13 protein-coding genes are annotated in these 15,718 nt (G+C 70.0%); 6 read left to right on the forward strand and 7 right to left on the reverse strand.

All coding sequences use genetic code 11. The annotated features are described in order from the left end of the window. Nucleotides 1-108: 108 nt before the first annotated feature. The gene (locus tag ACIHIX_RS02750) at nucleotides 109-3,360 is read left to right on the forward strand and encodes a S8 family peptidase (RefSeq protein ID WP_399950026.1); all 3,252 of its coding nucleotides are present in this window, start codon (nucleotides 109-111) and stop codon (nucleotides 3,358-3,360) included. A gap of 503 nt (nucleotides 3,361-3,863) precedes the next feature. Here ACIHIX_RS02750 and ACIHIX_RS02755 read toward each other — a convergent pair. Beyond that, entirely contained in the window at nucleotides 3,864-5,129 is a 1,266-nt protein-coding gene (locus ACIHIX_RS02755; RefSeq protein ID WP_399948983.1) for an Ig-like domain-containing protein, read from the reverse strand. A gap of 224 nt (nucleotides 5,130-5,353) precedes the next feature. Then, nucleotides 5,354-5,698: a hypothetical protein gene (locus ACIHIX_RS02760; protein WP_399948985.1), complete on the reverse strand. Its 345-nt coding sequence runs from the start codon at nucleotides 5,696-5,698 to the stop codon at nucleotides 5,354-5,356. Nucleotides 5,699-5,808: 110 nt separating this feature from the next. Here ACIHIX_RS02760 and ACIHIX_RS02765 point away from each other — a divergent pair, with 110 nt between their 5' ends. Continuing rightward, nucleotides 5,809-6,099: a hypothetical protein gene (locus ACIHIX_RS02765; protein ID WP_399948987.1), complete on the forward strand. Its 291-nt coding sequence runs from the start codon at nucleotides 5,809-5,811 to the stop codon at nucleotides 6,097-6,099. A gap of 42 nt (nucleotides 6,100-6,141) precedes the next feature. Next, on the forward strand, nucleotides 6,142-6,930 hold the full coding sequence (locus ACIHIX_RS02770) for a hypothetical protein (RefSeq protein WP_399948989.1): 789 nt from the start codon (nucleotides 6,142-6,144) through the stop codon (nucleotides 6,928-6,930). A 70-nt stretch (nucleotides 6,931-7,000) separates the two neighbouring features. On the opposite strand, the gene hutH is transcribed toward ACIHIX_RS02770, so the two are convergent. The 3 genes from hutH to ACIHIX_RS02785 form a co-directional block, all read right to left on the reverse strand. Continuing rightward, nucleotides 7,001-8,539 carry a histidine ammonia-lyase gene (hutH, locus tag ACIHIX_RS02775; protein ID WP_399950029.1) on the reverse strand — a complete coding sequence of 513 codons (1,539 nt, stop codon included), beginning with the start codon at nucleotides 8,537-8,539 and terminating at the stop codon, nucleotides 7,001-7,003. 101 nt (nucleotides 8,540-8,640) lie between these two features. Next, nucleotides 8,641-9,795, reverse strand: coding sequence for a diguanylate cyclase domain-containing protein (locus ACIHIX_RS02780; RefSeq protein ID WP_399948990.1), 1,155 nt, complete (start codon nucleotides 9,793-9,795; stop codon nucleotides 8,641-8,643). Nucleotides 9,796-9,931: 136 nt separating this feature from the next. Further along, entirely contained in the window at nucleotides 9,932-10,726 is a 795-nt protein-coding gene (locus tag ACIHIX_RS02785) for an enoyl-CoA hydratase/isomerase family protein (protein WP_399948992.1), read from the reverse strand. Nucleotides 10,727-10,941: 215 nt separating this feature from the next. Between ACIHIX_RS02785 and ACIHIX_RS02790 the strand changes: the two genes are divergently transcribed. Next, nucleotides 10,942-11,544 (forward strand): hypothetical protein, encoded by a 603-nt coding sequence (locus ACIHIX_RS02790; RefSeq protein ID WP_399948994.1) that lies wholly within the window; start codon nucleotides 10,942-10,944, stop codon nucleotides 11,542-11,544. 78 nt (nucleotides 11,545-11,622) lie between these two features. Here ACIHIX_RS02790 and ACIHIX_RS02795 read toward each other — a convergent pair whose 3' ends face one another. Together ACIHIX_RS02795 and ACIHIX_RS02800 are read right to left on the reverse strand one after the other, a co-directional pair. Then, nucleotides 11,623-12,738, reverse strand: a complete 1,116-nt coding sequence (locus ACIHIX_RS02795; protein ID WP_399948996.1) for an adenylate/guanylate cyclase domain-containing protein — start codon at nucleotides 12,736-12,738, stop codon at nucleotides 11,623-11,625. A gap of 142 nt (nucleotides 12,739-12,880) precedes the next feature. After that, entirely contained in the window at nucleotides 12,881-13,741 is an 861-nt protein-coding gene (locus tag ACIHIX_RS02800) for a biotin--[acetyl-CoA-carboxylase] ligase (protein WP_399948998.1), read from the reverse strand. Nucleotides 13,742-13,851: 110 nt separating this feature from the next. On the opposite strand from ACIHIX_RS02800, the gene ACIHIX_RS02805 reads away from it, so the two are divergent. Both ACIHIX_RS02805 and ACIHIX_RS02810 read left to right on the forward strand, forming a co-directional pair. After that, nucleotides 13,852-15,447 (forward strand): acyl-CoA carboxylase subunit beta, encoded by a 1,596-nt coding sequence (locus ACIHIX_RS02805; RefSeq protein ID WP_399949000.1) that lies wholly within the window; start codon nucleotides 13,852-13,854, stop codon nucleotides 15,445-15,447. A 9-nt stretch (nucleotides 15,448-15,456) separates the two neighbouring features. Further along, nucleotides 15,457-15,666, forward strand: coding sequence for an acyl-CoA carboxylase subunit epsilon (locus ACIHIX_RS02810; RefSeq protein ID WP_399949002.1), 210 nt, complete (start codon nucleotides 15,457-15,459; stop codon nucleotides 15,664-15,666). Nucleotides 15,667-15,718: the final 52 nt, after the last annotated feature.

A 15,718-nucleotide genomic window follows, 5' to 3' on the forward strand; every position in this document is an offset into this window, starting at 1 on the left:
GGGGAACTTCACCCGGACCTTCAGCAAGGGGGAATCTTGCGCAGACAAGTGAAAAGAGTTTGTGCTGCCACCGTGGCCACGGGGGCGGCGGTCGCTCTCGCCGCGGGCATGACCAGCCCGGCAGCGGCGAAGCCGGAGGCTCAGGCACGGCCGACGGGCTGGTCGAGCCAGCCGTTCAGTGCCCCTCACCACATCACCCTGATCACGGGCGACCGGGTCGCCGTCGACGCCAAGGGGCGGGTCGTCGGCGTGGAGCGGGCGAAGGGACGGGAGCAGATACCGTTCCAGGTCCGCAAGGCCGAGGGACACACCCTGGTCATACCCGGTGACGCGGCCCGTCTGGTCGCCGCCGGCACACTGGACCAGCGGCTGTTCGACATCACCGAGCTCGACAAGTCCGCGACCCGTAAGTCGCAGGCCAAGGGCCTGAAGGTGATCGTCGGATACCAGGGCGCCGCCACCGCGGCGAAGGACGACGTCCGGGACGCGGGCACCCTGCGGCAGTCCCTGAAGACGCTGAACGCCGACGCGGTGCAGACCCCGACCGCCGACGCGCCCGAGCTGTGGGACGCGGTCACCAACGGCGACAGGACGGCGGCCGGTGTCGCGCACGTCTGGCTGGACGGCGTCCGCACCGCCAGCCTCGACAAGTCCGTCCCGCAGATCGGCGCCCCCAAGGCGTGGGCCGCGGGCTACGACGGCAAGGGCGTCAAGATCGCCGTCCTGGACACGGGTGTCGACGCGAGCCACCCGGACCTCAAGGACCAGGTGATCGAGGCCAAGAACTTCTCCACGGCCACCGACGCCACCGACCACTTCGGTCACGGCACGCACGTCGCGTCCATCGCGGCGGGCACCGGCGCCAAGTCGAACGGCAAGTACAAGGGTGTCGCGCCGGGCGCCAAGATCCTCAACGGCAAGGTCCTCGACGACACCGGCTCCGGTGACGACTCCGGCATCCTCGCCGGCATGGAGTGGGCGGCCGCCGAGGGCGCCGACGTCGTCAACCTCAGCCTCGGCGGCCAGGACACCCCGGAGGTCGACCCGCTGGAGGCGGCGGTCAACAAGCTGTCCGCCGAGAAGGGCATCCTCTTCGCGATCGCGGCGGGCAACTCCGGTCCCGAGTCGGTCGGTTCGCCGGGCAGCGCGGACGCCGCGCTCACCGTCGGCGCCGTCGACGACAAGGACGTCCTCGCCCCGTTCTCCTCCACCGGCCCGCGCGTCGGCGACGGCGCCATCAAGCCGGACGTGACCGCGCCGGGCGTGGACATCACGGCCGCCTCGGCCAAGGGCAGCGTCATCGAGCAGGAGGTCGGCGAGAAGCCGGCCGGCTATCTGACCATCTCGGGTACGTCGATGGCGACGCCGCATGTGGCGGGCGCGGCGGCGATCCTCAAGCAGGAGCACCCGGACTGGACGTACGCCGAACTGAAGGGCGCCCTGACGGGCTCCGCGAAGGGCGGCAAGTACAACCCGTTCGAACAGGGTTCGGGCCGCATCCAGGTCGACAAGGCCATCAAGCAGACCGTGGTCGCCGACCCGGTGTCGGTGAGCTTCGGTACGCAGGCGTGGCCGCACACCGACGACAAGCCGGTCACCAAGGACCTGACGTACCGCAACCTCGGCACGAAGGACGTGACCCTCACCCTGTCGGTGAAGGCCACCAACCCCAAGGGCCAGGCCGCTCCTACGGGCTTCTTCAAGCTCGGCGCGAGCAAGGTGACGGTCCCGGCGGGCGGCGAGGCCACCGTGAAGGCGACCGTCAACACCAAGCTGGGCGGCACCCTCGACGGCGCGTACTCCGCGTACGTGACGGCGACGGGCGGCGGCCAGACGGTCCGTACGGCGGCTGCCGTGCAGCGTGAGGCCGAGTCGTACGACCTCACGATCAAGCACATCGGCAAGGACGGCAAGCCGACCGCGGACTACAACACCGTCGCGTTCGGCTACACGGGACTGGCCAAGGACCGCGCCTACCAGGTGACGATCGACGAATCCGGCACCACCAAGATGCGGCTGCCCAAGGGCACGTACGTGCTGGACGCCTGGATCGCCAAGGACTGGGTCACCTTCGAGGGCGGCCTCGACTGGGTGATGCAGCCGAAGCTGAGCATGACCAAGAACCGTTCGGTGACGATCGACGCCCGCAAGACCAAGTCGGCCGACATCACGGTGCCGGACACCTCGGCCAAGCCGCTGTCCGCGATGATCAGCTACTTCTACGAGCCCGCGCTGCTGCCGGTCGGCGTCAACATGGACTCCTTCGCGAACATCCGGATAGCGGCCCTCGGTGCCGATGTCTCCGGCGGCCTGACCCAGACCTGGTACGGGCAGTGGGCCAAGGGTGCGAACGCCGAGTACGACGTGGCGACCCAGGCCAAGGTCAAGCACCTGGTGGGCGACAAGGTCAAGCACTACAAGGCGAGCGACTTCGCCACGGTCAAGGCCGACATGGGTGCCGCGGCGAGCGGCAAGACCGGTGCGATCAGCCCGTGGGGTGAGCTGCCCGAGGACGGTGTCTTCGGTACGGCCGTCGAGCAGAAGCTGCCGAGCACCCGCACCATGCTGCTGTCGACGGGCGACCAGATCAAGTGGGGCCTGGACTTCCTTCAGTACGGGGGAGCCAAGGACGAGCAGGGCAACTCGATCCCGGAGGCCGGCTACACGCTGGGGAACCCGCAGACCTTCAAGGCGGGCACCTCGTACAAGAAGACCTTCAACACCGCGGTCTTCGGCCCGCACATCAACAAGGACTACGGCGTCTTCCGCGAGGGCAACTACCTCTACGGATCGCTGCCGTTGTTCGCGGACGGGGCGCAGCACGCGGGATCGTCGGACTTCACCTCGGTGAAGACCGAGCTGTACCGCAACGGCACGAAGATCGGCTCCAACCAGGACCCGCTCTTCGGTGAGGTGTTCACGGTTCCCGCAGCGGACGCCGAGTACAAGCTGACGTCGTCCGTGAAGCGGAGCGTCAAGCTGGCGGCGGCCTCGACGCGGATCGACGTGAGCTTCACGTTCCGCTCGAAGAGGGCCTCCTCCGAGGACTCGGTCACGCTGCCGGCCTCCACGGTCCGCTTCAACGCCAAGACGGGGCTCGACAGCCGCGTCAAGGCCGGCGAGACGGTGAAGATCCCGGTCACGGTCGAGGGCGCGGCCAAGGGCTCGAACCTCAAGTCCCTCACGGTGTACGTGTCCTACGACTACGGCCAGACCTGGAAGAAGGTCACGGTCAAGGACGGCAAGATCACCGTGAAGAACCCGGACAAGGGCAAGGGCATCTCGTTCCACGCCAAGATCACCGACAAGAAGAACAACAAGTCGACGGTCTCGATCTACAACGCGTACTACGGCAAGTAGTCCGCGCGGCACCGGGTCGAACTGAACACCGGCGGCATCTCCCGGTTGCGGAGGGTGCCGTCGGTGTACTTTCCTGGAAGAAGCCCCCGCCACGGCGGGCACCGTGACAGGGGCTTCGGCTCAACAGGAGCTTTGGTGGGAGGTCCCTAGTGTCTCGGGGGACCTCCCGCTACCTGCTGAGCAGCCAGAGCAACCACCTCCTCACGTGCTTGGCCCAGGGTTCCGGCAGCCGCCGGGTGAGCCGACACACGAGAGTCGGTTTCGGTCTGGCGTGACGTCCCATAGGTGCGCCTCCCTTTCCATAGGGAGGCGGCCTTTTTCATTTGCCCGGAACCGCCTCGCTTCGGGCCGGGCCCCGAGGAGAGGGGCCCGGAACAAGGGAGGCGCACCCGAAGGCGTCACGTGCCGGACATTACCGGCAACTCCCTTACGCGAGGCAAAAGTTGAGGGCGGCCACCCGTTCAGGTGGCCGCCCTCGATCGGTTTACGTCAGACGTTCGGCGTCAGACCGCCGAACCCGCCTTCCAGTCCGCCCAGTTCAGGTTCCAGCCGTTGAGGCCGTTGTCCGGGGAGACCGTCTTGTCGCCGGTGTTCTGGACGATCACCACGTCGCCGATGATCGAGTTGTTGTAGAACCAGTAGCCGGCCGTGCCCTTGTCGTTGGCGCCCTTGGTGTCGGAGAGGCCGACGCAGCCGTGGCTGGTGTTGACGCTGCCGAAGATGGACTTCGCGCCCCAGTAGTTGCCGTGCACGAAGGTGCCGGAGTTGGTGAGGCGGATGGCGTGCGGCACGTCCTTGATGTCGTACTCGCCCTTGCCGTCGTCGTCGGTGAAGCCCACGGTCGCGCCGTTCATGCGCGTCTCCTTGAACTTCTCGGACATCACCATGATGCCCTCGTACGTCTTGTTCTCCGGGGAGCCGGCCGAGATCGGGATGGTCTTGATCGTCTTGCCGTCCTGCGTGACCTTCATCTGCTTGGTCTTCGCGTCGACGTACGTGATCTGGTTACGGCCGATCTTGAAGGTGACCGTCTTCTGCTGGACGCCGTAGACACCGTCCGCGCCCTCGACACCGTCCAGCGCGAGCTTCAGCGTGACGGTGGAGTTCTCGGTCCAGTAGTCCTCGGGACGGAAGTCGATGCGGTTGGCGTTGAACCAGTGGCCGACGACCTCCTGGCCGCTGGACGAGGAGACCGTGATGCCCTTCTGGACGGCCGCCTTGTTGGTGATCGCCTTGTCGAAGTTGATCGACACCGGCATACCGACGCCGACCGTGGAGCCGTCGTCCGGCGTGAAGTAGCCGAGGAAGCTGTTGGACGGGGAGACCGTGGTGAAGGACGCGTTCTCGTGGGCCACGCGGCCGTCGGAGTCCTTCGCCTCGGCGTTGACCTTGTAGGTCGTCGACCGCTCCAGCTGGGCGCTGGGCTTCCAGCTGGTCTTGTCCGCGGATATCGCGCCGCTGACCGCCGCGCCGTCGGCGGTGGTCATCGTGACCTCGGTGAGCGTGCCCTTGCTCACGGTCACGGCCGCGGAGTTGTTGATGGAGGCGTTCTCGGAGCCGTCCTTGGGCGTGATCTTGATGTCGGCCTCGGACGTCTTCTTGGCCGCCGCCTCGTCGGCCTTGGCCTGCGAGGTGTCCTTGCTGCCGCTGCCGGAGGCGTCGTCGTCGCCACCGGAACACGCCGAGAGCACCAGCACACCGCCGAGCAGTGCGGACGCGACCGCCAGGCCCCTGCGCCGCTTACTGACCGTCATCACACGCTTCTCCATCGTTGCCGATTCCCCAAAGACCCGAGAGCCCCCCGTCAAACCCGAGAGTCCCGTCAATGAAACCTAAACGCTACGACCGGTTCGTCCCGTTCCACATTCTTCGAACGTGTGGGGCACACCACGTCCGCCGTGGCGGGTGGTGCGACTGTCGACCGTGCGCCCCCTGAGACGACGAAACCCCGGACGGCGGTTGCCACCCGGGGTCACGATTTCCCCAAGGGAACTCAGCCGGCCGCCTCTTCCTCGTCCTCCGCGTCCTCATCATCCTCGTCGAGGTCCCAGTCCGGCGAATCCGGGTCGTAGTCGATCCGCTCGCTGGACCAGGAGGCCTGCACCAGCTCGACTCCGGGCACCTCGCTGACCAGGTCGAACGGGTCGACGAGATAGGCGAGGGCCTCCGCGGTGTCTTCCGTCACAGCCCCTTCGGCGTGCGCCTGCTCATCGGCCGGCATCTCCACATCGTCGGCGATCCGCTCCAGCGCGGCCTTGGTGACGGCGTCCTCCTGCTCGATCTCCACCACCAATTCCACCCGAAGCCGCACAAACCGTGAAGTCTCTTCAGTGCTCATGTCCCGGAGAGTACGGCCCTTTTCTCCCGTGACTTTCCCGTGACCCGCGCCTTTCACTAACATCTGCCCACACGGCCAATTCGCCAGCGCCACAAGGGGATCGATATTCCGTGTCATCCGCTCGCCGTTCGTTGCTGACCGCCACCGCCGCGGGCACGCTGCTGTGTGCCCTGTGGTTCGTCCCGTCCGCCAACGCGACCCAGGACGAACCGGCGAGATCGCAGGTCACGCAGCAGGCCAGGGTGTCCACCGTCAGCACCGAGGGCACCGTCGAGGACACGCGTCTGGCCGACACCGGAAGCTTCGACACCACCCCGTACGTCGTCGGCGGTACGGCGTTCCTCGCGCTCGGCGCCGGATTCGTCACCTACTCCGTACGCCGGGAACGTCACGGTTTTTGAATCGACTTGACGGACCTTTGACCAAAACCTCATAGTCCGCTCATGAAGAGATCATCGGGGGCCCGCATAGCGGCCACGCTCACCGTGAGCGCGTTGTCGCTCGCCCTCATCACCGGCTGCTCCGACAACGGTTCGGACGACACCAAGGGCAGTGACGCCAAGGAGTCGGCCGCCGCCTCGTCGGCGCCGGCCGCGAAGGCGCTGACCTCCGCCGAGCTGGAGAAGCTGCTGCTCGCCAAGGGCGACATCAAGGGCTTCGAGGCCGAGTCGGGCGACGACACCCTCCCGAAGTCCAAGAGCGACGTGAAGACCGACAAGGCGGAGTGCGACCCGCTGGCCTGGGCCACCGCCGCGCTCGCCCCCGGCGACACGGACGCGAACGCCAGCAACACGCTCACCGCGGAGACCTCGGCGGCCTCCAAGGACCCGTCGGACCTCAGCGAGTCCGACATCGAGAACGCCTTCGACGTGAGCATCACGTTCGTCGGTCTGTCCTCGTACGACGGCGACGGCGCCGAGAAGGCCGTGAAGGCCGTCTCCGACGGCGTGACGGCCTGCTCCGGTGGTTACGGCATCAAGGCCGAGGGCGAGAACTCCAAGGTCATCAAGGTCGCCACGGCGAAGAGCTCCGGCGCCGGTGACGAGTCGGTGGCGTTCTCCGAGGACGTCGACATGGACGGCGAGGGCACGGCCACGTTCCTCACCGAGGTGGTCCGCAAGGGCAACACCGTCGCGACGTTCTACTCCGTCAACCTGGCCGCGCTGGGCAAGGGCGGCAAGACCGAGATCCCGGCCGAGGTCGTCACGGCCCAGGTCGCCAAGCTCAAGTAGGCACTCGTACAAGCACTCGTGAGAAGAGGGGCCCCGTCACCCGACAGGGCCCCTTTCGGCTGCCTGCGGCCTACTGGAGCGGCCCCGTCACCGACTCCGCCGCCGCCACCAGCCGGCCGCCGCGCACGAACGCGTCCGCCGCGGCCAGGTCCGGGGCCAGGAAGCGGTCGGGGCCCGGCCCCTGCACACCGGCCTTGCGTACGGCCTCGATGACCGCGCGCGAGGCGGGCGCCGGGGTGAGGCCCTCGCGCAGTTCCACGGCGCGCGTGGCGGCGTACAGCTCGACGGCGACGACCCGGGTGAGGTTGTCGACGGCGGTGCGCAGCTTGCGCGCGGCGGACCAGCCCATGGAGACGTGGTCCTCCTGCATGGCGGAGGACGGGATGGAGTCCGCCGACGCCGGTACGGCCAGCCGCTTCAGCTCGCTGACCAGCGCGGCCTGGGTGTACTGGGCGATCATCAGCCCCGAGTCCACGCCGGCGTCGTCGGCGAGGAACGGCGGCAGCCCGTGGCTGCGGTTCTTGTCGAGCAGCCGGTCGGTGCGCCGCTCCGCGATGGACGCGAGGTCGGCGGCGGCGATGGCGAGGAAGTCCAGGACGTAGGCCACGGGCGCGCCATGGAAGTTGCCGTTGGACTCGACCCGCCCGTCGGGCAGTACGACGGGGTTGTCGACGGCGGAGGCCAGCTCCCGCTCGGCGACGAGCCGGGCGTGCGCCACGGTGTCGCGTCCGGCGCCCGCGACCTGCGGGGCGCAGCGCACCGAGTAGGCGTCCTGGACGCGCGGGGCGTCGTCCTGGTGGTGGCCGGTGAGCTGGGAGTCCTTCAGCACGGCCAGCATGTTGGCGGCGCTGGCGGCCTGCCCCGGGTGGGGGCGGATGGCGTGCAGCTCGGGCGCGAGGACTTTGTCCGTGCCGAGGAGGCCCTCCAGGGACAGCGCGGCGGTGATGTCGGCCGACTTGTAGAGCATCTCCAGGTCGGCGAGGGCCATGACCAGCATGCCGAGCATGCCGTCGGTGCCGTTGAGGAGCGCGAGGCCCTCCTTCTCGCGCAGCTCGACGGGCGCGATGCCGTGCTCGGCGAGCAGTTCACCGGCCGGACGCACGACCCCGTCCGGGCCTTCGGCGTCACCCTCCCCCATCAGCGTCAGGGCGCAGTGGGACAGCGGCGCGAGGTCGCCGGAGCAGCCGAGGGAGCCGTACTCGTGCACGACGGGGGTGATCCCGGCGTTCAGCACGTCGGCCATGGTCTGCGCGACCTCGGGCCGCACACCGGTGTGGCCCGAGCAGACGGTCTTCAGCCGCAGGAACATCAGCGCCCGGACGACCTCCCGCTCGACGCGCGGCCCCATGCCGGCGGCGTGCGAGCGGACGATGTTGCGTTGCAGCTGAGCACGGAGCTCGGTGCTGATGTGCCGGGTCGCCAGGGCGCCGAAGCCGGTGCTGACGCCGTAGACCGGGTCGGGCTTGGCGGCCAGCGCGTCCACGATCTCGCGGGCGGCGGCGAGGGCCGCGACCGCCTCCCCGGAGAGCTCGATGCGGGCGCCGTCGCGCGCCACGGCGAGAACGTCGGACGCGGTCACCCCGGACGTCCCCACCACCACAGTGTGCATATCCATATTCAGGAGCGTACGCAGTGAAGACGAAGATGTCACGAGTGGGGACGGGGTTCGCCCCTTACTGATCCGTCACCAGTCCGCCAGGGGTCCGTGCGTCACAGTCGGCGCCCGCGGAAGCGACGGCGCTCCCCGTGCGCCTCACGCTCCCCCGCGGGCGCGTCCGCGAGCCGTACGACGGGATCGTCCGGCCCCTCCCGCCCCGCGACGACCGGTTTGGCGGCGCGCTCGGCCTTGGCCCGGTACTGGGCGGCGTCGGCCAGCCGGAACAGCCGCCGGGCGGACCGCACCGGCCCGATGGGGTCCTCGGTGGAGGCGACCCCGCAGGCCACCCCCTCCCCGAGCTCCAACTCCGCGGCCCGGCTGCAGAGTTCGTCGGCCGCCTTGACGACCTCGTCGGCGGGCGGCCCGACCGCGAGCAGACAGAACTCGTCCCCGCCGAGCCGCGCGGCCAGCGTCCCCGGCAGCATCGCGCCGCACAGCGACAGCACGGACCCGAACCGCTCCAGGAGCCGGTCGCCGACAGCGTGCCCGAGGGTGTCGTTGACCCGCTTGAGCCCGTTGAGGTCGCAGACGACGAGGCTGACGGCTACGCCCTCCCGCTTGTGCCGCTCGATGGCCTCGTCGAGCCGCACGTCCACGGCACGGCGGTTGGCCAGTCCGGTGAGGGCGTCGGTGAACGCCAGCCGCCGGGCCTCCTCCAACCGCTCCGCCTGCGCGATCCCGGCGGCGACGACGGCGGCCAGGACGGTGGCGAAATCGGCGTCGGCCCGGTCGAAGACAGGCTCACCGGCCGGGCGGGCGACGTACAGCTCACCCCAGGCCCGGCCGTTCAGCACGATCGGCGCGACGACACAACACCCTCGACCTCTCCTGCGGAGGGCGGCGACGCGCTGATGGACGTACCCCGGACGGCGCCCCGCGGCAGGCCCCTCGGCCGTCTCCACCCACGCGTTGGGCTCACCGCCGCCCGCCCAGCGCTCGTGCAGGAACTCGGTGATCTCCGGGAACTGGTGCACCGGGTAGGCCTCGGCATCGGGGAACTCGTCCTCGTCGGGGGCCCGGTCCCCGACGTTCACCAGGACGCGGAGCCGGCCCAGCTCGCGTTCCCATACCGACAGGGCGGCGAAGCTGCCGCTCAGGGCGCGGCAGGCGCCGGTCGCTGCCGCGCGCCAGGCCTCGCGTGAGCCGTGGGCTGCGGCCATGCCTTGCGCCAGCGCGACGACTGCCGTGAGCCGCGTGTCCTCCGCCATTGCTCCAGGTTAGGGAGGTTCCGGGAGAAAAGGTGCGTTGGATGGGCGCCTGGAGTGACAGGGGCGGCGGCTTGCGGGGCGACTGACGGCCGGTGGGGGCTTGCCGCGGAGTTCCCCGCACCCTTGAAAAAGCCTGCTATTCACCCGGCCATTCCGGGGACCGCTTCTCATTGAAAGCCGCCACGCCCTCCACCCGGTCTCCCGAGAAGGCCACCGAGCGCCAGGCCGCGTCCTCCACCTCCAGGCCCGCCCGCAGGTCCAGCCCATGCCCCAGGCGCAGGGCCTTCTTCGCCGCCCTCAGCCCCACGGGCGAGTTGGCCGCGATCCTGGTGCCCATGGCGAGGGCCTCCTCCCGGTCCTGCCCGGCCTCCACCAGCACATCCACCAGGCCCAGCTCCCGCGCCTCCGCCGCCTCAACCCGGCGGGCCGTGAAGATGAGTTCGGCGGCCCGGGCGGCACCCACGCGTCGCGGCAGAAGCTGGGTGCCGCCGCCGCCCGGGATCACGCCGACCGACACCTCCGGCAGCCCCACCACCGCCGTACGGTCCGCCACGATCAGGTCGCAGGACAGGGCCAGCTCGAATCCGCCGCCGAGCGCGAAGCCGTGGACGGCAGCGATGGTTGGGACGGGCAGTTCCAGTACGCCGGTATAGGCGCCGCGCGCGACGGGCCGCTGCCGGACCAGATCGGCGTCCGTGAAGGAGTTCCGCTCCTTCAGGTCGGCGCCGACGCAGAACGCCCGCTCATGGGTCGACGTCACCACGACGGCCCGTACGTCCCTGTCGTCGCCCAGTGCGGCGCAGGCGGCGGCGACCGAGCGGGCCATCTCCGTCGACACGGCGTTCATGGCCTTCGGCCGGTCCAGGGCGAGTTCCGCGACGTGCCCGTGCCGCCGTACCAGCACGAACTCCCCGTACCGTTCCTCGCTCATGACACCCTCCAGTTAACGCGGGTTAACAGACTTCACCGGGCCCGATCATCGCAGCCCGGCCGGAGCGGCGGAAGAGCGGTCGGTTCCTGTATCGCCGCCCGACACCCCGTTCGAGTGACATCCCGCCCAACTCGGGCCCCTTCGCCCACGAGAGCGCATAGCGTGCGCTCCGCCACGGCGCACCGGGGGCGCGAGGGCATCGGGGAGGGGTCGCCATGACGACGATGACGGACATGCACACGGAGGCCACGGCTGCCGGGCTGTCGGTTCCCGACGCCGTACCGCAGCGTCTCTTCGGCTCACGCGGCCGGCACCGCCGTCCCCGGCCCCGCAAGGTCCTGCTCGCCGTCGGCGGGCTGGCGGTGGCGGCCGGGGCGCTGAGCCTCGTCCGGATGGCTCCGGAGGGCGCCCTGGGCGGCGGTCTCGGCACCGCGGAGGCCGAACCCCGCCTCGACGACCCGCCGGCCGGTTCCGCCACGGACCGCGCGACCAACACCGCCGCCACGGTCGCGGCGGTGCCGAAGGTGAGCCCGTCGGCGACCTCGCCCATGGGTGGGGTGAGCCAAGTGCCGCTGCCGCCGTCGACACCGGCGAGGGTCGTGGCGTCGACCCCGGGCCCCACGACCATCCCGGACGCCCCGAACCCGACGACGGCGCCCCCACAGCCGACACCGACACGAACACCGTCTCCGGCACCGAGTCAGAACACGAGCACACCGCCACCGGCCCCGGCGACACCGACGCCGAGCCAGCCCCCTGGCGGTGGTGGGGTGTGCGTTCCGGTGATCGGCCTGTGTGTGGGTCCGCTGGGTCGATAAACGCCCCAAGGGGCGCGGGGAACTGCGCGACCGGCCCCACTCGCCCGCACCCGCCCGACAAGCCCCGGCGGCACACCCTCAGGCGGTCGTCTCACTCCGCCGAGTAAGCAACCAAGGCTCCACAACCCCAAGCCCTCGCACCGGCCGCTGCCACATCGGCTGAAGCGCGAAGCGGTACGCCGGCGGCTCCTCGCCCTCCTTCTCCGCGGCGGCCGCGGCCTCGGCGGCCTCCGCCTCGGAGGCGGGCGCCTCGGCGGTGCGGATCAGTTCCTGGGCGAAGTCGGAGTCGACCAGGACGGCGTCGCGAGGGGCTATGGACGTGAGCCGGGAGGCCAGATTGACGGTCGTACCGAACACATCGCCCATCCGGGTGGTGACCGTGCCGAAGGCGATGCCGACGCGCAGCTCGGGCATGGTCTCGTCGTTCGCCATGGTCTCGATGAGGCGCAGCGCGATCTCCGCGGCGACCCCCGCGTCGTCCGCGGCGTAGAGCACCTCGTCACCGAGGGTCTTGATGAGGCGCCCGCCGTGCGCGGCGACCAGGTCGGCGGCGGTGGTCTCGAAGGCCTCGACGAGCTCGCCGAGCTCCTCCTCCTCCATGCGCCGGGTCAGGCGCGTGAAGCCGACGAGGTCGGCGAAGCCGACGGCCAGGCGCCGGTCGACCATCTCCTCGTCGTCGGCCGCCTGCACCACCCGCCCCGCGGACGCGGCGAGCTGCCGGCGCCAGACGTAGACCAGGAACTCCTCCAGCTCGGGCAGGAGCAGCTCGATGATCGGGTACGTCACCTCGGTACGGGTCATACCGGGCTCGGGCGGCTCGGTCAGCCCTTCCAGGAACGAGTCGATCTGCCACTCGGCCAGCCGGGCCGTGGTCTGCCCGGTGGACCGGGCCACCTGCACGGCCATCGCCTCGCTGAGCAGCCCGGCCTCGACGAGACCGGCGAGGCGTCGCAGGGCGAGGACGTCCGCCTCGGTGAAGGCCTTGGCCTGTCCGACGTCGGCGAAGCCCATGGCCCGCCAGAAGCGGGTGGCCAGCTCCATGGAGACACCGGCGGTACGGGCCGCCTGAAAGGGCGTGTAGCGCCGCTCCGCACCGAGGATCAGCGCTTCGAGACGCACGGCGAGCGGGTGCGGGTCCCCTCCGGGGTCGGCGCCGTTCGTGTCCGCGCCGGAACCCGTGTCGTCGACGGTCACGCCAGCTGCCCTTCCGATCTGTCACGGTCAGGTATCGACCGGCCTTCACTTTACGGCAGGTGTGCGGTAGCTCACGTCCCAGTTGGCTGCGGGCCGGATGTGGCTGGTCGCGCAGTTCCCCGCGCCCCTGAGGTCGATCCAGTCACGCCGGTCGCAAGTGGACGATGTCTCCCGCACCCACCGGTTCCTGTACGCCTTCCTCCGTCGCGATCACCAAGCGGCCGTCTCCGTCCACCGCCACCGCCTCTCCCGTGATCGAACGGTCCCCCGGCAATTCCGCCCGCACGACCCTCCCCAGCGTCGCGCATCCCGCCGCGTACGTCTCCTGGAGCCCGCTCACCGCCGGATCACCGCCGGCCGCCCGCCACCGCCCGTACCACTCCTCCAGGGCCCGCAGCACGCCCCGCAGCAGTGGATCCCGGTCCGTGCTCACGGCCTCCGCCAGTGCCAGCGAACCGGCCGCCGGCACCGGCAGCTCGTCCTCGCGCAGGGTGACGTTGATGCCGACGCCGACCACCACCCCGTCCTCCCCGGCCCGCTCGGCGAGAATCCCGCCGGCCTTGCGCTCCTGGCCCCCCACGGTCACCAGCAGGTCGTTGGGCCACTTGAGTGCCGTATCCACCCCCGCGGCCCGCGACAGCCCCGTGGCGACGGCCACGCCGGTCAGCAGCGGCAGCCAGCCCCAGCGGGACACCGGCACCTCCGCCGGCTTCAGCAGGACGGAGAAGAACAGCCCGGAGCGGGCCGGCGCGGTCCACTGGCGGTCGAGACGCCCCCGCCCGGCGGTCTGCTCCTCGGCGACGAGGACCGAGCCCTCCGCCGCCGCCCCTTTCGCGGCCAGGTTCACCAGGTCGTTGTTGGTGGACCCGGTGCTCTGCACCACGTCCACCTCGCGCCACAGCCCGCCCTCCCGCACCAGGCCACGCCGCAGCGCGGTGACATTGAGCGGCGGACGGTCGAGGTCGGACCAGCGGTTGTCGTCTGAAGCATCGCGCGGCGTCATGCAAGCCACCCTAGGTGTGTCCTACGCCGCACTGCTGATTAGTAGGCCCCGCACTACTCTACGGATGAGTAACCGTCCCCCCTTTTGAGCAGGCAGGGAGCCGCGACCCGATGTCCGAGCCGGAAGAGATCGACATCCACACCACCGCGGGCAAGCTCGCGGACCTCCAGCGTCGTATCGACGAGGCGACGCACGCCGGCTCCGCACGTGCCGTGGAGAAGCAGCACGCCAAGGGCAAGTTGACGGCCCGTGAGCGGATCGAGCTGCTGCTCGACGAGGGCTCCTTCGTGGAGTTGGACGAGTTCGCGCGGCACCGCTCCACCAACTTCGGGCTGGAGAACAACCGCCCCTACGGCGACGGGGTCGTCACCGGGTACGGCACCGTCGACGGACGTCCTGTCGCCGTGTTCTCGCAGGACTTCACCGTCTTCGGCGGCGCCCTCGGCGAGGTCTACGGCCAGAAGATCGTCAAGGTCATGGACTTCGCGCTGAAGACCGGCTGTCCGGTCATCGGGATCAACGACTCCGGTGGCGCCCGGATCCAGGAGGGCGTCGCCTCGCTCGGCGCCTACGGCGAGATCTTCCGCCGCAACACCCACGCGTCCGGTGTGATCCCGCAGATCAGCCTGGTCGTGGGCCCGTGTGCGGGCGGCGCGGTCTACTCCCCCGCGATCACCGACTTCACCGTCATGGTCGACCAGACCTCGCACATGTTCATCACCGGCCCGGACGTCATCAAGACGGTCACCGGCGAGGACGTCGGCTTCGAGGAGCTGGGCGGGGCCAGGACCCACAACTCCGTCTCCGGCGTGGCCCATCACATGGCCGGCGACGAGAAGGACGCCATCGAGTACGTCAAGCAGCTGCTGTCGTACCTGCCGTCCAACAACCTCTCCGAGGCGCCGGTCTACCCGGAGGAGGCGGACCTCGACCTCACGGACGAGGACCGCGAGCTGGACACGATCGTGCCGGACAGCGCGAACCAGCCGTACGACATGCACACGGTGATCGAACACATCCTGGACGACGCCGAGTTCTTCGAGACGCAGGCGCTGTTCGCCCCGAACATCCTCACCGGCTTCGGGCGGGTGGAGGGCCACCCGGTCGGCATCGTCGCCAACCAGCCGATGCAGTTCGCCGGCTGCCTCGACATCACCGCGTCCGAGAAGGCCGCGCGCTTCGTGCGCACCTGCGACGCCTTCAACATCCCCGTGATCACCTTCGTCGACGTCCCCGGCTTCCTGCCCGGTGTCGACCAGGAGCACGACGGCATCATCCGCCGTGGCGCCAAGCTGATCTACGCCTACGCCGAGGCGACGGTTCCGCTGATCACCATCATCACCCGCAAGGCCTTCGGTGGCGCCTACGACGTCATGGGCTCCAAGCACCTCGGCGCGGACATCAACCTCGCCTGGCCGACCGCCCAGATCGCCGTCATGGGCGCCCAGGGCGCGGTCAACATCCTGCACCGGCGCACCATCGCCGAGGCGGAGGCTGCCGGGGAGGACCTGGAGGTGGTGCGCGCCCGGCTGATCCGCGAGTACGAGGACACGCTCCTCAACCCCTACATCGCGGCCGAGCGCGGCTACGTCGACTCCGTGATCATGCCGTCCGAGACCCGCCGCCATGTGGTCCGCGGCCTGCGCCAGCTGCGCACCAAGCGGGAGTCCCTGCCCCCGAAGAAGCACGGCAACATCCCCCTGTAAGGAGACGCTGTGAACATCAAGGTCGTACGGGGCAACCCCACCCCCGAGGAGCTCGCCGCCGCCCTGGCGGTGGTCCGAGCCCGCGCCGCGGCGGCAGCGCAGACGCCGTCCGGCGCCCCCGAACAGCGGGACGGGTGGTCGGACCCGTCCCGCATCGCAACCCGCCGCCTGCCCCAGCCGGGCCCCAGTACATGGGCCCGCACCTACTGGCCGAGCTAGCGGCAACCCACCCAGGGGCGCGGGGAACTGCGCGACCAGCCCCCACCGACCC

The organism is Streptomyces sp. NPDC051913 (genome assembly GCF_044593635.1).
In the GTDB taxonomy this organism is placed as follows: domain Bacteria; phylum Actinomycetota; class Actinomycetes; order Streptomycetales; family Streptomycetaceae; genus Streptomyces.